Source organism: Riemerella columbina DSM 16469 (assembly GCF_000374405.1).
GTDB classification, from domain to species: domain Bacteria; phylum Bacteroidota; class Bacteroidia; order Flavobacteriales; family Weeksellaceae; genus Riemerella; species Riemerella columbina.
This window is the reverse complement of record NZ_KB894217.1, coordinates 24,619-46,589: the sequence shown is the minus strand read 5'-3', so window position 1 is coordinate 46,589 and position 21,971 is coordinate 24,619. Positions and strand designations below refer to the sequence as shown.

Genomic DNA, 21,971 nt, shown 5'->3' with positions numbered 1-21,971 from the left:
TCAATGAATATATTCCAATATCTTTTCTATGGTTTGCTGTTTATCCATATCGGAATTATCCACCAATATAGCATCTTCGGCTTGGATTAATGGGGCAACGGCTCTTTCGGAATCTATTTTATCTCTTTGGATAAGGTTTTGTTTTACCTCTTCTCTATCGGTTTCTTGTCCTAAAGACTTTAATTCTAAATAGCGTCGGTTGATGCGTTCTTCAATACTCGCGGTGAGGAAAAATTTATAATCGGCATTGGGAAGCACCACACTGCCAATATCTCTACCATCCATAATCACACCCCCTTGCTCTGCCATAGCCCTTTGCGTATTTAATAGATAAGCCCGAACTTCTGGAATTTTCGCTACTTGACTGACATGATGATTAACCGCCATCGTTCTAATACCCGACGAAACATCCTTACCATTAAGGAACAGCACCAAATCATTCCCTTCTATTTTAAACTCTAAATGAATATCGTCTAGTGCATCAATCAATTGTAGTGTTTGGATTATACCATCTTTAGCACAATGCGTCAACGCGTAATAAGTCACTGCACGGTAGAGCGCCCCTGTATCCATATGGATGATGCCTAGGCGTTTGGCAATTTCTTTGGATATTGAACTTTTTCCTGTAGAAGAATAGCCGTCTATGGCTATCACGGGTTGTTTTTTCATAAATCTGTTTCGTATTATCTTCTAAAACCACTGATTTCAACTAAGTCTAAAGAGAGTCCTATTTGATTAAGGTTTGTCGCATTATGGTATCGGCTATGGGTATAATCGAAGCGGAAGTAAGACCATTTAAACCCAAATCCAAAGGCAAGTCCTGAAAAATTTCTTTGATCCTCTATATATAAATCATTGCCGCGCTTGGCATTATAGCCCATTCTAAGATTAAATGCCTGCTCTGGAAATAACTCCACCCCTACGGCAAAGTGGTCTAGTAAATGTTTAGTCCATCTGGCTTTTTCACCATTATGATTCGTGTCCTGGGAGATTTTCCATTTTTGCAAATCGTGGGCGGTTAGCGTTAAAGCAACGGGAAGCTGGTCAAAGATTTTAGTATAGCCCAAATCTATCCTTACAGGTAGCGTTTCTCTATACCCATTATAGGTTTTAAATTGATACCCTAAGTTACGAACTACAAAAGTTAAAGTTTCTTTAGATTGCTTTCTACTATAAGCCGCCGCAATATTCCCCGAAACCGCCATAGAATTATAGGTATCAATTTTAGAGGAAATAAGGTTTAGATTTCCCCCTATCGTCCATTCGTCTTCAAATTGATAAGCATAGCCCACACCTACTGAGGCATCCATTGCAGAAAACTGACCATTGGTATTACCGTATTCGTCGGTTCTGGGCATACTTCCGTAATCTAAATATCGAGCATTAGCCACAATATGATGCCCGTATTCCAAATCTTTGGCATAAGAAATGGCACCATAATGAGACCCTGCTAAATAATTAGCATAGTTTACTGACACACGACTATCCATTTCTAAATTGAGCAAGGCAGGATTTACCACAGCAAAGTTTTGGTCGTAATCTCTTACGGACACCGCATCGCCTAGTACGGCTTGTCTTGGTGAAACGGGTAAATTAAGAAAATTATACACCGAAGTACCGTCTTGAGCATTACTCAACACGCCTAAACTCAATCCAATAATGATTAGCCCTCTCTTCAAAATAATAATATTAATTGGTGCTACAAAGGTAAGATTTTTATTTAATGTTTAATCTCTCCAATCTTCTGGAATATCACAAATGGGGATTGGGTTAATCTTATGTTGTGCCGCTTTATGCATTCTATCGAAGATTTCGTACACCTCTCTGTCTCTTCCTGTGTAGTCATCCAGCGTTTTTGTACCGTATTCTTTTTGAATTTTTTCTAATTCTGGGTAAGTCGCACCAATCTGTTGTTCGTCTGTTCTTTCGGTATCCCAAAGTCCATCTGTTGGAATGGCTTCTTGGATACTCTTTACTAAGTTTAAGGCTCTGGAAAGCTCATACACTTCCGTTTTGTAAAGGTCTGCAATGGGGGATACATCTACACCGCCATCGCCATATTTGGTATAAAAACCAATTCCAAAATCTTCTACTTTGTTCCCCGTTCCACAGACTAGCAGTCCATTGATTTGACCATAATAATATAAAGTCAGCATTCTCAATCGGCTTCTAGTATTAGCAAATGCCAATTGCTCATTGGGGTAAAGTTCATCTGCCACATCAAAGGTTTTATAGAGTTCCTCGAAAGCAGGCGTTAAATCTACCGACATCGCTTCCACATTATTTGGAAATCTTTTTTTAAGGTCTTCTATATGCTCCCACGCTCTATTCACTTGGTCTTCTTTTTGGCGGATAGGCATTTCTAGTAAAAGCGTTTTAAGCCCCGTCATCGCGCAAAGCGTAGATACCACACCAGAATCCACACCACCTGAAACACCGATGACATAACCTTTTACACGGGCTTTAGTAGCATAATCTTTGAGCCACCCTACAATATGATGGATTATTTTTTCTGTTTGCATTGTCTAAAATTTTATTCAGCGGTAAATTTACAGAACTTTTTGAACTTACACCTTTATTTGCATATAAAATTCATTATTTTTGCCATTTAAAATCTACTTTTAGTATGAAATTAATCAAATACTCGGTGCTCAGTTTAGCCCTATGGACACTATCTTGCCATAATCATAATAAGGAAACTAAAAATTGGGATATTGAACTCAAGCAGCCTTTACCACCCGTTGAATTGGTAGATATTTCGCAATCGTTTTATGATGCGCATACCCCTTTGCCTGAGTTTCAAAAAGAATACCCGTGGTTCCAAGGCTCCGTTTCCGATGAAGATTATGCTAAAAGACGCTTAGATACCCGAGAAATTGAAATCTATAAAACGGCTAAAAAACAACTGAATGAAATTCAACTTAAAAAAGATTTAGCCACCTTATTTGCACATATCCAATACTATTTTCCAAAATTTGTAGCGCCCAAAGTATTCCTCTATTCATCGGCAGTACAGGGCGTAGAAATCCCCGTGTTTTACAAGCTAGAGGAAAATTGGTTGTTTATAGACATTGCTGCATTTATAGGAAAAGGCAACCGCTACTATCAAGGTGTAGATTTATATTTACAAGAATCTATGAATCCTGAGAACCTTATTCCTACGGTTTCTAGAGCCTTGGCAGAACATATTGTACCTTTGGATAGAACCCATAGAAAATTTATTGATGATATCGCGTACGAAGGAAAATTGATGATGCTTCAAGATGCTTTTCTACCCAATACCAGCGATGCTCTTAAAATCGGTTACTCCCCAGAACAAGAAGCTTGGGCAAAAGCAAACGAAGCCAATATTTGGAATTATTTTGTGGAAAACGATTTACTTTTTAGCGATGATGCTCGGCTGATTGAGCGATTTTTAGCCCCTGCACCATTTTCAAAATTCTATACCGAAATCGATAACGAATCTGCACCAAGAGCAGGCGTATTTATCGGATGGCAAATATGTAGAGCGTATTTTAAACAACTTCCAGATACTTCGCTAGCCGAATTTATTTTAAAAACTAAGGGCGAGGACATTTTAAAACAATCAAAATATAAAGGCGAATAACCACCGACTTATAATAATGCGGGGCAACAGAAAAACGACCATGGGCAATAGACCAACGGCTTGGGGCAACCCAAAAATTAATGGGGCAATACAAGAATGATGCGGAGCAATAGAAGAATCGCAACGGGCAATACATAAAATTGATTAAAAATAAGAAAATAGACTGGGCGATAGAAGAATGATAAGGGCAACCCATAAAATTATCAATATCGCAAAAAAAGAATTAAATTAACTAAAAAAGAATAGAAAAATATAAACATATTATGAGAAAGACACAGATTACCATTAATGTAGAATTAGACGAAAACCATATCCCTGAAAAACTCAGCTGGAATGCTCAAGACGGTGGTGTAGAAAACCAAGAAACCAAAGCCGCTATGATTTCCGTATGGGACGATAAAGCCAAAGAAGCCTTAAGAATAGACCTTTGGACTAAAGAAATGCCCGTAGACGAAATGAAGCGTTTTTTCCATCAAATCTTAGTATCGCTAGGACACACCTATCAAAGAGCCACAGGCGAAGACGATGTAGCCGCTTGGCTTGAGGAAAAAGCAGAGGAATTTGCAGTAAAATCGGCAATAAAAATGTAGTCTATGGACGAAATTGTAGAAATCATCAGTTCTGGGGGCATCATCCTTTACCCTACGGACACCATTTGGGGTATTGGATGCGATGCCACCAACGCTGATGCGGTAGAAAAAATCTACCAAATCAAAAAAAGAGAAGCCTCAAAACCGATGATTATTTTGGTGGATAGTGACCAGCGATTACAATCTTTGGTAGAAGTACCAGAAATGGCTTGGGAAATTATAGATTTAAGCGAAAAGCCCGTGACCATTATCTACGACCAACCCAAAGGAATAGCCAAAAACTTATTAGCCAAAGATGGCAGCATAGGCATTCGAGTGGTAAAGGATAAATGGTGCCAACAATTGATAAGAAAAATCAATGTCCCTTTAGTTTCTACCTCTGCCAATTTCTCTGGCGATAAAAGCCCGAAATGCTTTGCCGATATTAATAAAACATTAAAACAAGCCGTAGATTTTGTAGTTGAAGATAAAAATAATCAACCCTCTGAATGGGACGCCTCCTCTATCATTAGAATATGGCACGATAATAGGATAAAAGTCATTCGAGAGTAAAATTAAAAAAGCAACCTTATGAAAATCAAAAACCTCCTCCGTATTCTGTTTAGTGCCATTGGGTTATATATAGTGGTTCAATTAGCTATTGGCACCTTTCAAACCATTATTAAGTTGATATTTTCTTCTGATAATAGTTTTTTGATATCGGCAGGATATTTACTCGTATCCATATTATTTCTGTACGGCGCTTTTTATCTTTTAGTGAGCAACCCTGATATTATCATTAATAAAATAAAACCAAAAAAGTTTCTAGATGAAAATATCAATATTGAAAAACTAAATATGGAAAGCCTATTGCAAATTGCTATTCTGTCTATTGGTATCTTAATGCTTTTTGAAGCCATTCCTGAAACCATCAATTATATCTATCAATTATTAGAGCTTAAAAGTTTAATGCGTTCTACTTTAGATGATTATAATACTTTAGGTTTAACATCCGAATTTTATACTTCATTGATAAAAGTACTGGTAGGTAGTATTTATCATATTTCAACACCGCATTGGTAAATTGCTTTATAAACAAAATGTAACACCACAATCTGATGAAAATTAAATTATTATTTTTATTTCTAATATTAGCTTTAACTAAGGTGTTTGCTACCGCCCAAGCTCCCGATAAAATTATTATTGATGGTAAAAAATACGATTTGCTAAACAGTCCTATGGAACGCTATTTTGAAAAGCATCCAGAGTTTCATCCTATTTATAGTGGAAAAATTGAAATGTTAAACAAACACATTAATCCTGAATTTCCACTACCATTCTCAACTGGTAATTATAGAGGCTATATAGCTACATTGGAGCTGAAAAATAACCAATTAAATTTAGTTGATATAAAAGTTCCCAACCTTGATTCTGAAGAAAGAGAATATATATCCGTTTTTAAAGAGTTATTTGGAACTCAAAAAGTAAATATTAATTATAACGGTATATTAGTTATTCCAACAGGAGAATTAGAAGAATTTATTAATTTCGGTTATGCATCAATTTATAGTCAGTATAAATTGGTTACGATTAAAAATGATCATGTTACAAAGACTAAAGATCTCAATAAAGATGAATTTTATCAATTTAAAATAAAGCAGTTTCTAGCCTTTAAAAAATCGCCAGAGTATAAAAAAGCAGTTAACGAGTATTTAGAATCTTGGAAAAATGATAAAGAAATGGAACTATCAAAAGAAGCTACAAAACATTTAACCCCAAAGCAAAAAAGAGATTTAGAAAAAGAATACGAAACGCCTCCCAGTACAGAATATTTAGATAATTTCTTTTTTATAATGGGAAAAATGGATCATATAGAAGTAGATTATTAATAAAATGTCCTCACGAATTTCAAGTTTTAAACCGATTATGGATACCACCTCAAAAATTTTAATTTTAGGGTCTATTCCAGGTAAAAAATCATTAGAGGAAAACCAATACTATGCACATCCTCAAAATAAGTTTTGGAATATCATTTCAGATTTATTGTCCGAACCTTATAACACCGATTATCAACAACGGATTGTATGGCTTAAAAAACACCATATTGCCCTTTGGGACATCATCGAAAGTTGCGAAAGAAAAGGTAGCCTAGATGCCACAATTAAAAATGAATCTGTTCAAAATATCAGTACACTACTTGAAGATTACCCTAACATTAAAGCGGTATTTTGTAATGGTAAAAAAGCCTTTAATACGACTACAAAAATTTTGGGTAAAAACTATATATTACCAATATTCTATTTACCTTCTACCAGTCCATTGCACACGATGCCCTACGAAGAAAAACTCAGCCAATGGCGAGAAATTTTAAAGTACCTTTAAATAGCTTTTATAAAGTCTTCATATTCGTAATAGACCGTTTCAAAAGCCTGCATTTTCTCAACAAAAAATTCAAATATTTGTTGCCAAGTGGCTTTATTGTAAATACTTACATCATCTAATCTCACCCATACCCTACTGATGACTTTTTGATTCTCTAGCGTGTAAAATTCATCAAAATAAACTTCGCCTAAAGCCTCTTCCAAAATACTTTCCAACGACTGCATTTTTTCAAAATACGCATTACGAAATAGTTCGTCTTTCATTTCAATATCCAAACTCACTTCTGCAAATTTTCGCTCTGCTCGGAATTTAAAAGCCATATCCTTCACTTTGGTATTATAGAGCAACCATTTTCTAGGAAAAGACTTTCCAAATGCAATCCAAAATTCCTTCTTTAGTTGTGCCGCTTCGTGTTTACTAAACATGGATGATTATTTTAACCTTTATTAAAAGCGACAAAGATAAGGTATTCCAATTATTTTAAATGATTCATATACACCAGCGTGTCGTTCGGTAATAATTGAGGATGAAAAATTTTAATATAATCCCGAAGCACCCAATCCGCTCTCACTACCCCACTTTCAAAATAATCATTGGCAGCACCTCTTGTCCGTTTGGCAAATCCATAGAGCTGTCCATTGTTAAATACTTTCATTTTAGCATACGCAGGATTGACCATTAACAATTCCTTTTTTGTGGTATGGTTGGAAAGATTAACCCAAAATTGAGCAGATTCCGCTTTAGCATAAACTTCTTCAAAACTTAAAGGTTCGGCTTTATTAGAGTTTAAATCATTGAAAACATACCGACTTCCTGCATCCTTATAATATTGCGCGACGAAAGTAGAATTACCGGGTATAAACCATTGGTTGCCATACATTTCATTTGATAAAACATAAGGCTGTTCCGACTGATGTTCTGCCTTTTGTTTTAAGTCTTGGTAATGCGTTTCAATCTCCTGATAAATCGCATTGGCTTTTTCCTCAACACCGAATAGTCGACCAAAAAACTTAATATACGCTGACTTTTCTAATGGTGTAGGCTCAGTATATTCATTAAGAAAAATTACTGCAATACCATTTTTTTTGAGGATATCGTAAGTATTTTGAAAATTGGGAATATGGTTGGTGATAATGGCATCTGGCTTTAGGGCTAGGATTTGTTCTATGTCGTACTTTTGGTCATTGCCTACCACTTTTATTGAGCCTTTATCTAATAATTGATGAATTCTCTTGGAATAAATATACTCTGGACTCGTGATGCCTACAATCTGTTGTTCCAAATCTAAACTCGCCATATAGCCTACCATAGTCGCATTCAGCAAGATGACTTTTTTTAATGGCAACTTAGATTTCGGAATTTGAAAAGATAAATTTCCTGAATTTACTTTAAGATAACTCTGAGCATCTTCATAACTTAGATTTTGAGAGATTTTAATGGACTCTGCAATATCCAAAGTCGGCGATTTTTTACAAGAAACCAGTCCTAAAACTATTAGTCCTAAAAAAAAATTAGATTTCATTATTTATAATATTAAAAATTTTTATATATTTGCAATCTCAAAACGGACGCGTAGCTCAATTGGATAGAGCGTCAGATTACGGCTCTGAAGGTTGAGGGTTCGACTCCTTCCGCGTTCACTTTAAAACCTCTCTTTTTAGGGAGGTTTTTTATTTTTTTAGCATTTTATTAATTACACACAAAACAATTAATGCCATAATCCAATAAATATCATTCCCTAATGGACCACGACTTAATAAAATAACTATCGGATAGACGAAATAAATCACCCCAAGAACAAAAATAATTTTGATTATAATATCTAAAAATCTCATAAATTTTAATACTTCACAGCCTGATCTAGCTCTATTGGGTTGTTTTTAGCCCTTATCTTTTGGCGTTCTTTTTCTTCCGCAGGTTTTAATTGATCTTTATTAATAATAGTACCATCTTCTAAGCGTAGCGATTCCCTTCTGGTATTTCCAAATTACCATTTAAAATAGATTTAAAAGGATTATAGTAATGCTCCTTTTTTAATTTTAATAATTGTTTTGAGCTCACCTCAATCGCTATTTTAGCCTGCTGTGCCATAGTAACTCTGCCATAATCATCGTATTGATTAATACTCTTAATCAGTTTAAATTGATAATTATTTTTAGTGTCCTTTAACTCAATTATTAAGCCTGGCAAACCACTAAATAAGTAAGGACCATAAGGCAACATGATATCATTACAAGACCAAGCTTCCCATACTCTACCTCCAAAATTGGTATACGCATTCTGAACTTTTAATCCACCAACCTCTTTCACTTCATTTCCAAGTTCCCATTTGAATTGTGGCGTTCTTGTTGTGCGATATACATTGATATCGCCAATATATTGATATACATTATATTCTGGAGTCTTTAAGTCCCGAATAACAAAGTCTGTAAGCTTAAAACCATCAAATCCAAACTGATTTTTATTTACCACCAAAGAATCATTTTGGGCATAAATTTCATTAAAATACCAAAGTTTTTCAGAATCTATATCCAACATATAATGTTCTGTTGTAACTTCAGTAGAAGTAGAATCTGGTTTAAAAGTAACTTCATAAACAAAACGATGATGTTGCGAAAATAGCATTCCACTTAAAAACATCAACCATACCACAAAAAAATTAGATGATTTGAACATAATTTTTTATTTGAGGTAAAATTAAACATAAATTTTTAATTATCATTTTTCATAAAATATTTCCATAAACATATTGTAACCTTTTATACTTTTTGTTCGTATAACTTAGTATAAACTCTTTTTTCGAGCGATAATAGATTATGAGACAACTAAAGATTACAAAACAGGTAACAAACAGAGAGACCGCCTCTCTGGATAAGTATTTACAAGAAATTGGTAAGGTAGATTTAATTACTGCCGATGAGGAAGTAGAACTCGCACAGCGTATCCGCGCTGGGGATAAAGTTGCCCTCGAAAAACTTATCAAAGCCAATTTGCGTTTCGTAGTTTCAGTTTCTAAACAATATCAAAATCAAGGACTTTCTCTTCCTGACCTTATTAATGAAGGTAACCTAGGGCTGATGAAAGCGGCTAAACGATATGATGAAACCAGAGGATTTAAATTCATTTCTTATGCCGTGTGGTGGATTAGACAATCTATTCTACAAGCTTTGGCAGAACAATCTAGAATTGTAAGATTACCACTCAACAAAATTGGTTCTATCAATAAGATCAATAAAGCCTATGCTCATCTAGAACAAGAAAACGAAAGACCACCATCCCCAGAAGAATTAGCAGAGGTTTTGGATATGAGTGAAGAGGACATAAAAGAGTCTATGAAAAACAGCGGAAGACACCTTTCTATGGATGCCCCATTGGTAGAAGGTGAAGATTCTAACCTTTACGATGTATTGCGTTCTGGTGAGTCCCCAAGTCCAGATAAGGAATTGATGCTAGAATCTCTTCAAATTGAAATTGAAAGAGCGCTTCAAACCCTTACCCCTAGAGAAGCAGATTTAGTAAGACTTTATTTTGGGCTTAATGGTAAACACCCAATGACTTTAGAGGAAATAGGTGAAACATTTGACTTAACAAGAGAGCGTGTAAGACAAATTAAAGAAAAAGCAATCAAAAGACTAAAACATAATTCTAGAAGTAAAATTCTAAAATCTTATTTAGGAAAGTAATCTCAAAAAAAAAAGGTTAAAGCTTGGTTTATATCTACTTTAACCTTTTATTTTTTTCATTTAATAAAAAATAACGCATGAAAACAAAACTAATTGCCCCCTCACTACTATCTGCAGACTTTGGTAATCTTCAAAGAGATATTGAAATGATTAATAGAAGCCAAGCCGATTGGTTTCATGTGGATGTAATGGATGGCCGCTTTGTCCCGAATATCTCGTTTGGATTTCCTGTGATGAAAACGATAAAAACCCACGCTAAAAAATTTGTAGATGTTCACCTGATGATTGAACAACCCGAAAACTATGTAGAAGCTTTTATTGATGGCGGTGCCGATTTGGTTTCTGTACATTATGAAGCCTGTATTCATCTGCATAGAACCATCAAATTAATTCAAGATAAAGGAGTAAAAGCGGGTGTTGTACTCAATCCCTCCACTCCAGTATCAATTTTAGAAGATATCATCAGTGAAGTGGATTTAGTGCTATTAATGAGTGTAAACCCAGGCTTTGGCGGACAGAAATTCATTGAAAATACTTATAAAAAGATAAGACAAACCAAGGAATTAATCTTAGACCAAAACGCATCGGCATTAATCCAAGTAGATGGCGGGGTAACCCCACACAACGCCAAAAAACTTTACGATGCTGGTGCCGATGTCCTAGTGGCAGGAAATGCTGTATTTGGGGCTGAAAATCCAGAACATGCTATCGAGTCGATAAAAAATGCTTAGATTACAACCGATAACCAAGTATAAAAGCACCAATAATTTTGGTGCTTTTTTTGTTTTATAGATAAAAATCATTAGAATTTACCCGTTATAAAGCGAAAAAATTCAATATTAATCCTTATTTTTGACCTATGGATTTAAGAGATCAATTAAAAAATTTATTCCCTGACCACGAAGAGCAAGAATGGACAGCGCCCGAAGAGGAACAAAAAACACAAACCAATCCATTGATTTGTAAATACGAAAAGAAAGGAAGAAATGGAAAACCCGTTACCATTATCGAAGGTTTTGAAGGGGCTAACGATGAACTGAAAAAACTTTCAAAAAAGATAAAAACGACACTTGGAATTGGAGGCTCAGAAAAGGACGGTTTAATTATTATACAAGGGGACAATCGGGATAAAATTATGGACATCCTACACCAATTAGGCTACAAAACCAAAAGAGTTGGTGGATAACAATAGAGAAACAAATAAAAAATATAAATTATGATTAATAAGTTAGCAGCATCAGAATTGGTGCTTAATGAAGACGGCAGTGTATACCACTTAAATTTACTACCAGAAGATATTGCAGATAAAATCCTTTTAGTGGGTGACCCAGATCGTGTTGCAAGAGTATCTCAGTTTTTTGATAAAATAGAAATCAAAAAGAATAAAAGAGAGTTTTATACGCATACAGGTATTTTGAGAGGCGAAAGAATTACAGTCATGTCCACAGGTATCGGTACTGAGAATATTGATATTGTGATGAACGAGCTAGATGCCTTAGTAAATATCGACCTTAAAAATAAGGAAATAAAGAAAGAGCATAAAGCCTTAGAACTATTCCGTATGGGTACTTGTGGCAGTGTAAATCCTGATATTGAGGTAGACCAAATGTTGGTGACTCAAAATGTAGTTGGTTTAGATGGATTATTACATTTTTATCAAGATTACCAATTTGAAAATGAATTTTCTAAACAATTTTTAGAGAAATTCCCTTATGAAAAAATTAAACCGATGCTTTATTTTTCAGATTGGGCAGAGGATATTTCTGATTATTACAAAGATGCTAAGTATCAAGGTAATACAGCGACATTCCCAGGATTTTACGCACCACAAGGCAGACAATTACGCTTAAAAGCAGTAGATGACCAATTTTTAGAAACTTTAAATGAATTAGGAGTGTCTAATTTTGAAATGGAAACTTCTGCCATCTATGGACTTTCTAAGTTATTAGGACACAAAGCCCTAACGGTAAATTGTGTGATTGCCAATAGACGCCGAGGCGAATTTTCTGCTGACCACCATGCCTCAGAGAAAAAAATGATTCAGTGGGTGCTAGATCGATTAATTAAATAAAAATTTATGGATAGAGAAATTAAGGATTTTAATCAATTATTATATAAATCTTGGGACAATTTTTTAGATAATTTACCTGCTATTGCTATGGCGATTATCGTATTTGTTTTAGGGTTTATTATCATTAAATACATTAGTAAACTTGCTACCAATATTATAGAAAAAAAATCCGATGACTTATTAGTTAGTGATTTTTTGGTTAATATTATTTCATTTGTATTGATGCTATTTTTAGTGGTGATATGCATGAGTATATTAGGCTGGGGAAGTATTACGGATAAGATATTGGCTGGAGCAGGGATTGGTACTTTTGTTATAGGTTTTGCTTTAAAAGATATTGGTGAAAACTTTCTAGCCGGTATTTTGATGGCATTTAAAAGACCGTTCCGTGTAGGCGATTTAGTAGAAATAGAAGGGATAAAGGGAAAAGTAAAAAGAATGTCGCTTAGAGAAACGAATATTAAAACATTAGATGGGAAAGATGTTTTTGTACCTAATAGTATCATTCTTAAAAATCCACTCCAAAATTATACATTAGATAATTATTTACGAAATGAATTTATTATAGGGTTAGATTATGACGATAATGTGGAAGCCATTTTGTCCCTTATTAGAGAGATTGTAAATACTTTCCCAGAAGTTCAGCAGCAGCCTGCACCGAGTGTTTTTATAGACGAACTAGCAGCCAGCACCGTAAATGTAAAGGTAATGTATTGGATAGAAACTTATGATATGACTGCACCTGCAAACGATCTGAGAAGCAGAATTATGCTTAAAGTTTATAAAACTATTTTGGATAAAGGTTACAAACTACCGTCTGATATTGTAGAAGTAAAAATGGTCAACAATGACTAGCTAGTTTAGTTAAATACAAAAAGCCGTATCAAATGGGTATTTTGATACGGCTTTTTTATAAAAAGAAATAAAAGTTACTTTACTGCTTTTTTAATATCTTTAGCTGCTTCTTCGATGTTATCGGTTTGAGCTTCTGCTGCTTTTACAGTATTATTTAATACTTTATCTGCATTATCAGCGGCACCATTTACATCTCTAATTTTTTCTCCTGCATTGGCTTGGATACTCTCTAGTCTAGCTTGTAATTCATCAACTTTTTTCTGAGCAACATCCACTAAAGTCGTGTTACCATCTTGCTTAGCCTTATCTAATTCTTTTTGTGCGTCATTTAATGCATTTTGTGCATCAATCACTTCTTGATTTAGATCTTTTTGAGCATCAGCTACATTTTCACCTTCTACCGTAATAACATCTGTTGCTACCGCTTCTTTTTCAGTTTTTTTATCGCATGATACCGCTAATAAACCTAGAACTCCAAGAGTTAAAAATAATTTTTTCATAATGTTTGTTTTAAAAATTAATGATATTGTACTGGCAAATATATCACTTTTTTAGTTGATTATAATTCAAAATTTTACGCATCAATATTAGCGTATACTGCATTTTTCTCAATAAATTCTCTTCTTGGTGGTACTTCATCTCCCATAAGCATTGAGAACACTCGATCGGCTTCGCCCGCATTATCTATTGTGACTTGTTTTAAGATTCTATTTTCAGGATTTAAAGTGGTTTCCCAAAGCTGTTCTGGATTCATCTCACCCAGACCTTTATAACGCTGGATTTCTACCCCTTTACCATCTGCGCTCATTTCCAACATTTTTTCTTCGCGTTCTTTTTCGTTCCAAGCATAGATTTTTTTATTTCCTTTTTTCAATTGATAAAGTGGTGGTGAAGCGATAAAGATATAGCCTTGTTCTATTAACTCTTTCATATATCGGAAGAAGAACGTCAATATTAGAGTAGAAATATGCGAGCCATCAATATCGGCATCTGTCATGATCACAATTTTATGATATCTCAACTTGTTAAGGTTAAGTGCCTTGCTGTCCTCTTCGGTACCTACGCTTACGCCTAGCGCCGTATAGATATTTTTAATCTCTTCATTATCATATACTTTATGCACCATAGACTTCTCCACATTCAAAATTTTACCTCTTAATGGCAGAATGGCTTGGAAATGTCTATCTCTACCTTGTTTAGCGGTACCCCCTGCGGAATCTCCCTCTACTAGGAATATTTCAGAAATTTCAGGATCTTTAGAAGAACAATCAGAAAGCTTACCCGGTAATCCAGCACCTCCCATTGGGGATTTACGCTGTACCATTTCTCTAGCTTTTTTAGCGGCTTGTCTGGCTTTAGCTGCAAGGACTACTTTCTGAACAATTTGTTTAGCTTCATTAGGGTTTTCTTCCAAAAAGTTGGTCAACATTTCTCCGACTATTTTATCAACAGCACCAGAAACATCAGAGTTGCCGAGTTTAGTTTTTGTTTGACCTTCAAACTGAGGTTCCATTACCTTCACAGAAATGACTGCCGTAAGCCCTTCACGGAAGTCGTCTCCCGTTACTTCTACTTTTTCCTTTTGTGGAAGTCCTAGTTCATCGGCATATTTTTTAAGGGTTCTAGTTAGTGCTCTACGGAATCCTGTGAGGTGTGTTCCGCCCTCATGTGTGTTGATATTATTAACATAAGAGTGTAAATTTTCGGAAAACGAAGTATTGTATCGCATCGCCACTTCTACGGGGATATCGTCGCGCTCGCCTTCCATAAAGATCACTTGCTCCATTATGGCTTCTCTATTGCCGTCAATAAACTCTACAAATTCTTTTAGTCCACCTTCGGAATGGAAAGTTTCACTTTCAAAATTGCCTTGCTCATCTTTTACTCTTTCATCAATGATGGTAATCGTAATTCCTTTGTTGAGGTAAGCCAACTCACGAAGTCTAGCAGAAAGCGTATTAAAATTATAAACTAACTCATTAAAAATAGTATCATCAGGCTGAAAAAACACTTCTGTACCACGCTCATCTGTCTTTCCAATTTGCTCTACATCACCAAGTGCTCTTCCTTTAGAATATTTTTGCTGATATATGATACCATCTCTATAGACCGTTGCAATAGTGCTATTAGACAAGGCATTAACACAGGATACCCCTACACCGTGCAATCCACCAGACACTTTATAAGAGTCTTTGTCGAACTTACCACCAGCACCAATTTTAGTCATTACAACCTCCAAGGCTGATTTTTGTTCCTTAGCGTGGAAGTCTACTGGAATTCCCCTCCCATTATCGCGAACGGTAATGGAATTGCCTTCGTGAATAGTCACTGTAATGGTATCACAATAGCCAGCCAGTGCTTCATCAATAGAGTTATCCACCACCTCATAAACCAAATGGTGAAGACCTCTTACGCCTACATCTCCTATGTACATGGATGGTCTTAACCTCACATGTTCAATCCCTTCTAGCGATTGGATACTATCTGCTGTATATTGCTTATTGCTCATAATGTATTGCTTAATTTTAAAGATTACAAATATACGGAATTTTATAGAAAATAAGGAAATAATTAGAATTTAAGTTTTAATATAGCATTTTAATATAAATTAAAAAAAGCGACCCTCACAGGCCGCTTTGAATGTTTTCACAACGGAATAATCCTTATTGTGAATTGCTTTCTGGCACAAATCTACAAATTATTTTTGAGTTTACAAGTTTTTTTCATAAATTTATAGCATAATTATTTTATTATGAAAAAAATACTCGGGTTAGATATAGGAACCAATAGTATTGGTTGGGCATTGACAGAACAAGACTTTGACAACAAAAAAGGAAGAATTATTGATTTAGGGGTGCGGATTATCCCCATGAGTCAGGATATTCTTAGTAAATTTGATAGTGGAGTTTCTATTTCACAAACGGCAGAAAGAACAAGGTATAGAGGTATTCGTCGTTTGCGAGAACGACATTTATTAAGAAGAGAGCGTTTGCATCGGGTATTGAACATTATGAATTTTCTACCTAAGCACTACGCTCAAAATATTGATTTTGAAAATCGTAAAGGACAATTTATTGATAATAAAGAAGTAAAACTGAATTATAAACCAGAGGAAAATGGACAATTCACCTTTGTTTTTCAAGATTCTTTTCAAGAGATGTTGCAATTATTTAAGGATAATGGATATAGCGAAAATATTCCTTACGATTGGACTCTGTACTATCTTAGAAAAAAAGCCTTGCAACATAAGATTAGTAAAGAAGAACTTGCTTGGCTCTTATTAAATTTTAACCAAAAAAGAGGATATTATGAGTTGCGTGAAGAAGAGGAAAAGGAGAAAGAGGAAAAAGATGTAGAAACCATCGAAGAATTCTACGCTCTAAAAGTTGTATCGGTAGAAGAAGACAAAAATAGCAGTGCGAATTGGTATTTAGTACATTTAGAAAATGGATTTATTTACAGAAGGAAAAGTACAGAACCCTTAGATGATTGGGTAGGAATGACCAAAGAATTTATCGTTACTACAACCTTAGATAAAGATGGTACGCCTAAAAAGGATAAAGAAGGAGATATCAAAAGAAGTTTCCGTATGGTAGATTCTGAAAAAGATTGGATTGCTATCAAAAAGAAAACCGAACATGACATCAATAATTCGGGAAAACAGGTAGGAACTTATATTTTTGATACACTCTTAAAAAATCCTACTCAAAAAATCAATGGGAAATTGGTAAAAACCATTGAGCGTAAATACTACAAAGAGGAGTTAAAAGCCATTTTAAAAAAGCAAAAGGAATTTCATACAGAGTTGAATGACAAAGATTTGTATTATGCTTGTATTGAAGAACTTTATCCTCATAATGAAGCACATCGAAGTAATATTAGCGATAAAGATTTTACTTACCTTTTTGTAGATGATATTATCTTCTATCAAAGACCTTTAAAAAGTAAAAAATCAACCATCTCGGATTGCTCTTATGAAGTTAAAAAATATATCAAAGATGGAGAAAAATTAGAAAAACCCTTAAAGTGTATCGCAAAATCTCATCCATTGTATCAAGAGTTTCGATTGTGGCAATTTATTCAAAATCTTAGGATCTATAAAAAGCAAGGTATTAATGAGAAAGGAGAGGTTCAAATCAATCAGGATATTACACAACAATTACTACCTGATGAGGAAGCCTATACAAATTTGTTTGATTTTCTAAATGAATTGAAGGAAGTTGAACAATATCAATTACTAAAATATTTTAGTGATTTAAAAAAACTTCCTAAAATCTCAAAGTCTGAACCAGCATATACTTGGAATTATGTAGAGGATAAAAAATATCCGTGTAATACTTCGCATTCTGCCTTTGTTTCGAGATTAAAAAAAGTAAAAGGGATAGATGTAGAAACTTTTTTAACAAAGGAAGTGGAGCAACATCTATGGCACATTATATACTCTGTAAAAGACAAAAAGGAATTTGAAAAAGCCCTAGGAACATTCGCGGAAAAATATGCTATCGATACAGAGAGTTTTGTTGAGAACTTTAAAAAATTTCCACCTTTCCTAAATGATTATGGTGCCTATTCTGAAAAAGCATTGAAGAAACTAGTTCCACTAATGCGCATGGGGAAATATTGGTCTGAAAACGATATTTCAGATACCACCAAAGAAAATATTTCTGACATTATGGAGCGTTTGGAGGATATCAATTTTGAAAAAGAAAAATTTGAAAGTGTAACCGATGATTTGGTTTCTAAACAATTGTTAAAAAGTTTTGCTTCGTTTAAGGATAAGAATCCATTAAAGGGATTAAACACCTATCAGGCTTGTTATGCAGTCTACAAAAGGCATTCCGAAGCGGCAGAAATCACTCAGTGGAAAAGCCCAAAAGATATAGAACATTATTTGAATCATATTTTTAAGCAACATCAATTAAGAAATCCGATTGTAGAGCAAATTGCTACCGAAACCTTACGATTGGTTCATGATATCTGGGAATACTACGGAGATGGTGCGGATAATTTCTTTTCAGAAATACATGTAGAACTAGGTAGAGAGATGAAAAATCCGGCGGATAAGAGGAAAGAAATGTCGGATAAGAACACAGAAAGAGAGAAAACCAATCAGCGAATTAAGGCAATTTTAGAAGAATTAGCCAATGATGATTCTATGGAAGTAAAACCACGACCTTATTCTCCAAGTCATCAGGAAATATTGAAAATTTATGAAGAAGGTGTTTTTGAAAATCAAGAGGCAAGTGATGAAATAAAAAATATTCGCAAATCTACTTCGCCTACCAAATCTCAGATTTTAAAATACAAACTTTGGTTAGAGCAAGGTTATGTATCGCCATACACTTTGCAGATGATACCTCTGACCAAATTATTCTCAAGCCAATATCAAATCGAGCATATCATACCACAATCTCGCTATTTTGATGATTCGATGAATAATAAAATCATTTGTGAGAGTGTAATCAATGAAGAAAAAGGCAATGCAACGGCTTATGAATTTATTAAAGCCCGAGGAGGAGAAAAATTTGATTTAGGTCAGAACAAAATCGTAACCTTAGCCAAATTTGATGATTATGAAGCACATTGCTCAAAATATTTCAGAAAAAACCGTCTCAAACTCAAAAATTTGCTGGCAGATGAGATTCCTTCTGGATTTATTGAGCGACAACTCAACGACAGCCGATATATCAGTAAATACATCAAAGGCTTATTGAGCAATATTGTACGAGAAGACGGAGAAAATCAAGTTACGGCTAATAGATTGGTGCACGTAAATGGTACTATTACAGCTAAACTTCGCCACGATTGGGGACTTAATGACAAATGGAATGAAATTGTTCAACCACGATTTGAGCGAATGAATGAAATTACCAATAGCCAAGATTTTGGTTTTTGGGATAAAAGTATCAACGCCTTCAGAATACAAGTCCCTGATGAAATTTCTAAAGGATTCAGCACAAAGAGAATTGACCACAGACATCACGCTTTGGATGCCTTAGTAGTGGCTTGTACCACAAAAGATCATACCAATTATATCACTTCATTGAATACCGAACGAAAAAACTTTTCATTGGTAAAAAAATTGAGAGAAGTTGAAGAAGTCTATAAAAATGATCCCATTACCAAAGAAAGAAAGTTGGTAAAAGTGGCTAAGGCATACAAAAAGCCATGGGATGGTTTTACTTTGGAAGCAAAAAACAAATTAGAAGAAATTGTTGTTAGTTTCAAGCAAAACCTAAGAGTGATCAACCGAACCAATAATAAATTTCAAAAATGGGTAGAGCAACCCAATGGTCAGTATAAGAAAGAATGGATAGAGCAGAAAGGAAAAAACTTTGCTATTAGAAAACCTATGCACAAAGAGACGGTTTCTGGAAAGGTTTATGTAAAGCAAGAAAAAAAGGGTATAGTGGCTTTAACCAACACCCTAAACGATTGGGAGTTGATTAAAGATGATGTTATTAAAGAGCAAGTGAAAAAACTCATCAAACAATTCAAAGGGGATATAAGTTTGGTTAAAAAGCATTTAAAAGAACATCCTATAAAAAAAGAAGGCAAAAAAGTTGAGAAAATAAAAGTTTTTGAATTTGTAGAAGCCACAGCATCGCGTAGCGAACTCACCGATAAATTCACTCAAAAACAACTGGATTCTGTAACAGACTCGGGAATTCGTAAAATCTTACAAAATCATGTCAATAAATATGTAGATAAAAAAGGAAACTTAGACTTTTCTAAGGCTTTCAGCCCTGAGGGAATAGAGGCGATGAATGCCAATATTCAAGAATTAAACGGAGGAAAAGCACATCAGCCTATTTATAAGGTACGAATTTATGAAGTGGGCAATAAATTTTCGGTCGGCGAAGTAGGTAATAAAAAAGATAAATATGTAGAATCGGCTAAAGGAACGAACTTGTTTTTTGCTATTTATTGGGATGAAGAAAAGAAAAAACGAAATTATGAAACCGTGCCACTAAACGAGGTAATAGAACATCAAAAACAAATGGTGCACCTACCAAAAAATGAAAGGACAGAACTTCCTATAAAACCAGAAATTGGTAGGTTTTTGTTTAGTCTATCACCTAATGATTTAGTATTTGTTCCTACACAAGAAGAAATGGACAATCCAAATTCTGTGAACTTTAATAGCCTTACAAAAGAGCAATCTAGCAGAATATATAAGATGGTGAGTTCTACGGGTAATCAATGTTTTTTTGTTCTTTCAAATGTTGCAAATACAATATATAATAAAAAAGAGTTTTCAGCATTAAACAAAATGGAAAAATCTATTGATGATATAATGGTTAAAGAAATATGTTGGAAGTTAGAAATTGATCGTTTAGGAAATATTAAAAGAGTTATTCAAAATTAATCAACCATGCTCTATCGCTCTATCTATATCGGAAATCCAGCCTATCTGAAACTCAAAGATCAGCAGATGAAAATTATCTGTCCTGAATCCAAAAATGAGAAAGGCAGTATTCCTATTGAAGATATTGGATTGATTATGCTTGATCATTTTCAGATTACACTTTCCCATCAATTGATTCAGCGATTGATGGGAAATAGTGTGGTTGTAATCAGTTGTGATGCGCATCACTTACCCCACGGAATGATGCTACCTTTGTACGGACATTCCGAACATTCGCAACGCGTAAAATATCAATTAGAAGCTAGTGAACCCTTAAAGAAAAATCTTTGGAAACAAGTAGTAGAGGCTAAAATCGGTAATCAAGCCGAAATTCTAAAACAATTAGATACCTATTACGAACCAATGTTGGAATACCAAAGGCAAGTAAAAAGTGGCGATACCACCAATATGGAAGGCATTGCAGCTCAGCATTATTGGAAATATTTAATTTCTCCAGACTTTCTAAGAGAACGCTTCGGGGAGTCGCCCAATCAATTCTTTAATTTTGGATATACCGTCTTGCGGAGCATCATTGCCAGAGCTATTGTAGAAACAGGCTTATTGCCAGTAATAGGCATTTTTCATCGGAATAAATACAACCCATATTGTCTGGCAGATGATATGATGGAGCCCTATCGCCCCTTTGTAGATGGATTAGTTATAAAATGGCTAAACCAAAATCCTGAAGCAGAAGAGCTTAACAAAGAATTCAAAGCCTATATGTTACAAATTGCCACAATGGATGTCCGTATTGAAAACAATACGAGACCGCTGATTGTAGCCGTAAAAACCACAATTGCCTCACTATACAAATGCTATACAGGAGAAAAACGACAACTTTCAATGCCTGAATTTAATGAATTTCGACCGATTTAACGCCTATCGAGTCATGTGGGTAATGGTATTATATGATCTTCCAACCGAAACCAAAGCCATGCGAAAAGCAGCTCAACTATTTCGTAAGCGATTGGAAGACGATGGCTTTAGCCTATTTCAGTTCTCTATTTATGTACGCCACTGCCCAAGCCGAGAAAATGCAGAAGTACACATCAAACGAGTAAAATCCATATTGCCCAAATACGGAAAAGTGGCGATTATGCATATTACCGATAAACAATTTGGCGATATTGAGATTTTTTTTTCACAAAAACGAGAAGATCCACCCCCTACTTACCAACAATTGGAGTTATTTTAGAATAAAAAAATAAGAAATCTTATATCCGATAAACCAAAAAAAGAATAAAAATCACCATCCTATAAAATCGAAAAATCCACTGAAAAACAGTGGATTAAATTTTGAGGTTGCGAACTATCGCAAAGATAGTAAAAATTTGAAAGCAATTCACAACGATTTCGTCTAAGATAAATTGAAGTTCTTTGTTGCGAACTATCGCAA

Annotated in this window: 22 protein-coding genes and 1 tRNA gene; 15 read left to right on the top strand and 8 right to left on the bottom strand. The window is 34.7% G+C overall.

The features are described 5' to 3' along the window. The 3 genes from cmk to nadE are packed head-to-tail and all read right to left on the bottom strand — an operon-like array spanning window position 1 to window position 2,522. Window positions 1-669: a (d)CMP kinase gene (gene cmk, locus C237_RS0100245; RefSeq protein ID WP_018674472.1), complete on the bottom strand. Its 669-nt coding sequence runs from the start codon at window positions 667-669 to the stop codon at window positions 1-3. Window positions 670-683: 14 nt separating this feature from the next. Continuing rightward, window positions 684-1,679, bottom strand: coding sequence for a type IX secretion system protein PorQ (gene porQ, locus C237_RS0100240; protein ID WP_018674471.1), 996 nt, complete (start codon window positions 1,677-1,679; stop codon window positions 684-686). A 48-nt stretch (window positions 1,680-1,727) separates the two neighbouring features. After that, window positions 1,728-2,522, bottom strand: a complete 795-nt coding sequence (nadE, locus tag C237_RS0100235) for an NAD(+) synthase (protein ID WP_018674470.1) — start codon at window positions 2,520-2,522, stop codon at window positions 1,728-1,730. Between the two features lie 104 nt (window positions 2,523-2,626). On the opposite strand from nadE, the gene gldB reads away from it, so the two are divergent. The 6 genes from gldB (at window position 2,627) to C237_RS0100205 (ending at window position 6,558) form a co-directional block, all read left to right on the top strand. Then, complete coding sequence (gldB, locus tag C237_RS0100230; protein ID WP_018674469.1) at window positions 2,627-3,607, top strand: gliding motility lipoprotein GldB; 981 nt, start codon at window positions 2,627-2,629, stop codon at window positions 3,605-3,607. 263 nt (window positions 3,608-3,870) lie between these two features. Beyond that, a complete protein-coding gene (gene gldC / locus C237_RS0100225; RefSeq protein ID WP_018674468.1) occupies window positions 3,871-4,197 on the top strand; it encodes a gliding motility protein GldC in 327 nt (108 codons plus the stop codon). A gap of 3 nt (window positions 4,198-4,200) precedes the next feature. After that, a complete protein-coding gene (locus C237_RS0100220; protein WP_018674467.1) occupies window positions 4,201-4,749 on the top strand; it encodes an L-threonylcarbamoyladenylate synthase in 549 nt (182 codons plus the stop codon). An 18-nt stretch (window positions 4,750-4,767) separates the two neighbouring features. Further along, window positions 4,768-5,259, top strand: a complete 492-nt coding sequence (locus C237_RS13545; protein WP_018674466.1) for a hypothetical protein — start codon at window positions 4,768-4,770, stop codon at window positions 5,257-5,259. 35 nt (window positions 5,260-5,294) lie between these two features. Further along, window positions 5,295-6,065 carry a hypothetical protein gene (locus C237_RS13775; protein WP_018674465.1) on the top strand — a complete coding sequence of 257 codons (771 nt, stop codon included), beginning with the start codon at window positions 5,295-5,297 and terminating at the stop codon, window positions 6,063-6,065. 4 nt (window positions 6,066-6,069) lie between these two features. Further along, a complete protein-coding gene (locus tag C237_RS0100205) occupies window positions 6,070-6,558 on the top strand; it encodes a DNA-deoxyinosine glycosylase (RefSeq protein WP_026315392.1) in 489 nt (162 codons plus the stop codon). Here C237_RS0100205 and C237_RS0100200 read toward each other — a convergent pair. Both C237_RS0100200 and C237_RS0100195 read right to left on the bottom strand, forming a co-directional pair. Beyond that, window positions 6,555-6,983: a DUF4268 domain-containing protein gene (locus C237_RS0100200; RefSeq protein WP_018674463.1), complete on the bottom strand. Its 429-nt coding sequence runs from the start codon at window positions 6,981-6,983 to the stop codon at window positions 6,555-6,557. The genes C237_RS0100205 and C237_RS0100200 overlap by 4 nt on opposite strands. A 50-nt stretch (window positions 6,984-7,033) precedes the next feature. Continuing rightward, the gene (locus C237_RS0100195) at window positions 7,034-8,080 is read right to left on the bottom strand and encodes an ABC transporter substrate-binding protein (protein ID WP_018674462.1); all 1,047 of its coding nucleotides are present in this window, start codon (window positions 8,078-8,080) and stop codon (window positions 7,034-7,036) included. A gap of 44 nt (window positions 8,081-8,124) precedes the next feature. On the opposite strand from C237_RS0100195, the gene C237_RS0100190 reads away from it, so the two are divergent. Then, window positions 8,125-8,198 (top strand) — tRNA-Arg (locus C237_RS0100190). Between the two features lie 313 nt (window positions 8,199-8,511). Here C237_RS0100190 and C237_RS0100185 read toward each other — a convergent pair. Next, the gene (locus tag C237_RS0100185) at window positions 8,512-9,234 is read right to left on the bottom strand and encodes a GLPGLI family protein (RefSeq protein ID WP_018674461.1); all 723 of its coding nucleotides are present in this window, start codon (window positions 9,232-9,234) and stop codon (window positions 8,512-8,514) included. 140 nt (window positions 9,235-9,374) lie between these two features. Here C237_RS0100185 and C237_RS0100180 point away from each other — a divergent pair, with 140 nt between their 5' ends. The 5 genes from C237_RS0100180 to C237_RS0100160 all read left to right on the top strand — a co-directional run bounded on the left by C237_RS0100180 (window position 9,375) and on the right by C237_RS0100160 (window position 13,167). Further along, a complete protein-coding gene (locus tag C237_RS0100180) occupies window positions 9,375-10,241 on the top strand; it encodes a sigma-70 family RNA polymerase sigma factor (protein WP_018674460.1) in 867 nt (288 codons plus the stop codon). 77 nt (window positions 10,242-10,318) lie between these two features. Further along, on the top strand, window positions 10,319-10,972 hold the full coding sequence (gene rpe, locus C237_RS0100175) for a ribulose-phosphate 3-epimerase (protein WP_018674459.1): 654 nt from the start codon (window positions 10,319-10,321) through the stop codon (window positions 10,970-10,972). A 128-nt stretch (window positions 10,973-11,100) separates the two neighbouring features. After that, window positions 11,101-11,427, top strand: coding sequence for a translation initiation factor (locus C237_RS0100170; RefSeq protein WP_018674458.1), 327 nt, complete (start codon window positions 11,101-11,103; stop codon window positions 11,425-11,427). A gap of 30 nt (window positions 11,428-11,457) precedes the next feature. Next, a complete protein-coding gene (locus C237_RS0100165) occupies window positions 11,458-12,312 on the top strand; it encodes a nucleoside phosphorylase (RefSeq protein ID WP_018674457.1) in 855 nt (284 codons plus the stop codon). A 6-nt stretch (window positions 12,313-12,318) separates the two neighbouring features. Further along, window positions 12,319-13,167, top strand: a complete 849-nt coding sequence (locus tag C237_RS0100160; protein WP_018674456.1) for a mechanosensitive ion channel family protein — start codon at window positions 12,319-12,321, stop codon at window positions 13,165-13,167. Window positions 13,168-13,241: 74 nt separating this feature from the next. On the opposite strand, the gene C237_RS0100155 is transcribed toward C237_RS0100160, so the two are convergent. Both C237_RS0100155 and gyrB read right to left on the bottom strand, forming a co-directional pair. Then, the gene (locus tag C237_RS0100155; protein WP_018674455.1) at window positions 13,242-13,667 is read right to left on the bottom strand and encodes a hypothetical protein; all 426 of its coding nucleotides are present in this window, start codon (window positions 13,665-13,667) and stop codon (window positions 13,242-13,244) included. Between the two features lie 74 nt (window positions 13,668-13,741). Next, window positions 13,742-15,676, bottom strand: a complete 1,935-nt coding sequence (gene gyrB / locus C237_RS0100150) for a DNA topoisomerase (ATP-hydrolyzing) subunit B (RefSeq protein WP_018674454.1) — start codon at window positions 15,674-15,676, stop codon at window positions 13,742-13,744. Between the two features lie 243 nt (window positions 15,677-15,919). Here gyrB and cas9 point away from each other — a divergent pair, with 243 nt between their 5' ends. From cas9 to cas2, 3 genes are read left to right on the top strand one after another with little or no spacing between them, the layout of a single operon-like run. Then, on the top strand, window positions 15,920-20,536 hold the full coding sequence (gene cas9 / locus C237_RS0100145; RefSeq protein ID WP_018674453.1) for a type II CRISPR RNA-guided endonuclease Cas9: 4,617 nt from the start codon (window positions 15,920-15,922) through the stop codon (window positions 20,534-20,536). Window positions 20,537-20,542: 6 nt separating this feature from the next. Continuing rightward, window positions 20,543-21,451, top strand: coding sequence for a type II CRISPR-associated endonuclease Cas1 (gene cas1, locus C237_RS0100140; RefSeq protein WP_018674452.1), 909 nt, complete (start codon window positions 20,543-20,545; stop codon window positions 21,449-21,451). Next, window positions 21,432-21,770, top strand: a complete 339-nt coding sequence (gene cas2 / locus C237_RS0100135; RefSeq protein ID WP_026315391.1) for a CRISPR-associated endonuclease Cas2 — start codon at window positions 21,432-21,434, stop codon at window positions 21,768-21,770. The genes cas1 and cas2 overlap by 20 nt, the downstream gene beginning before the upstream one ends. Window positions 21,771-21,971 lie beyond the last annotated feature (201 nt).

What these genes read in the sequence shown, in the direction of transcription:
- C237_RS13775 (WP_018674465.1), top strand. Translation starts at nt 5,295, where the DNA reads ATGAAAATTAAATTATTATTTTTATTTCTAATATTAGCTTTAACTAAG.
- cas9 (WP_018674453.1), top strand. Translation starts at nt 15,920, where the DNA reads ATGAAAAAAATACTCGGGTTAGATATAGGAACCAATAGTATTGGTTGG.
- rpe (WP_018674459.1), top strand. Translation starts at nt 10,319, where the DNA reads ATGAAAACAAAACTAATTGCCCCCTCACTACTATCTGCAGACTTTGGT.
- C237_RS0100160 (WP_018674456.1), top strand. Translation starts at nt 12,319, where the DNA reads ATGGATAGAGAAATTAAGGATTTTAATCAATTATTATATAAATCTTGG.
- gldB (WP_018674469.1), top strand. Translation starts at nt 2,627, where the DNA reads ATGAAATTAATCAAATACTCGGTGCTCAGTTTAGCCCTATGGACACTA.
- C237_RS0100195 (WP_018674462.1), bottom strand. Translation starts at nt 8,080, where the DNA reads ATGAAATCTAATTTTTTTTTAGGACTAATAGTTTTAGGACTGGTTTCT.
- C237_RS0100185 (WP_018674461.1), bottom strand. Translation starts at nt 9,234, where the DNA reads ATGTTCAAATCATCTAATTTTTTTGTGGTATGGTTGATGTTTTTAAGT.
- gldC (WP_018674468.1), top strand. Translation starts at nt 3,871, where the DNA reads ATGAGAAAGACACAGATTACCATTAATGTAGAATTAGACGAAAACCAT.
- gyrB (WP_018674454.1), bottom strand. Translation starts at nt 15,676, where the DNA reads ATGAGCAATAAGCAATATACAGCAGATAGTATCCAATCGCTAGAAGGG.
- cas2 (WP_026315391.1), top strand. Translation starts at nt 21,432, where the DNA reads ATGAATTTCGACCGATTTAACGCCTATCGAGTCATGTGGGTAATGGTA.
- nadE (WP_018674470.1), bottom strand. Translation starts at nt 2,522, where the DNA reads ATGCAAACAGAAAAAATAATCCATCATATTGTAGGGTGGCTCAAAGAT.
- C237_RS0100220 (WP_018674467.1), top strand. Translation starts at nt 4,201, where the DNA reads ATGGACGAAATTGTAGAAATCATCAGTTCTGGGGGCATCATCCTTTAC.
- C237_RS0100205 (WP_026315392.1), top strand. Translation starts at nt 6,070, where the DNA reads ATGTCCTCACGAATTTCAAGTTTTAAACCGATTATGGATACCACCTCA.
- C237_RS0100165 (WP_018674457.1), top strand. Translation starts at nt 11,458, where the DNA reads ATGATTAATAAGTTAGCAGCATCAGAATTGGTGCTTAATGAAGACGGC.
- cmk (WP_018674472.1), bottom strand. Translation starts at nt 669, where the DNA reads ATGAAAAAACAACCCGTGATAGCCATAGACGGCTATTCTTCTACAGGA.
- C237_RS0100200 (WP_018674463.1), bottom strand. Translation starts at nt 6,983, where the DNA reads ATGTTTAGTAAACACGAAGCGGCACAACTAAAGAAGGAATTTTGGATT.
- C237_RS13545 (WP_018674466.1), top strand. Translation starts at nt 4,768, where the DNA reads ATGAAAATCAAAAACCTCCTCCGTATTCTGTTTAGTGCCATTGGGTTA.
- cas1 (WP_018674452.1), top strand. Translation starts at nt 20,543, where the DNA reads ATGCTCTATCGCTCTATCTATATCGGAAATCCAGCCTATCTGAAACTC.
- C237_RS0100180 (WP_018674460.1), top strand. Translation starts at nt 9,375, where the DNA reads ATGAGACAACTAAAGATTACAAAACAGGTAACAAACAGAGAGACCGCC.
- C237_RS0100155 (WP_018674455.1), bottom strand. Translation starts at nt 13,667, where the DNA reads ATGAAAAAATTATTTTTAACTCTTGGAGTTCTAGGTTTATTAGCGGTA.
- C237_RS0100170 (WP_018674458.1), top strand. Translation starts at nt 11,101, where the DNA reads ATGGATTTAAGAGATCAATTAAAAAATTTATTCCCTGACCACGAAGAG.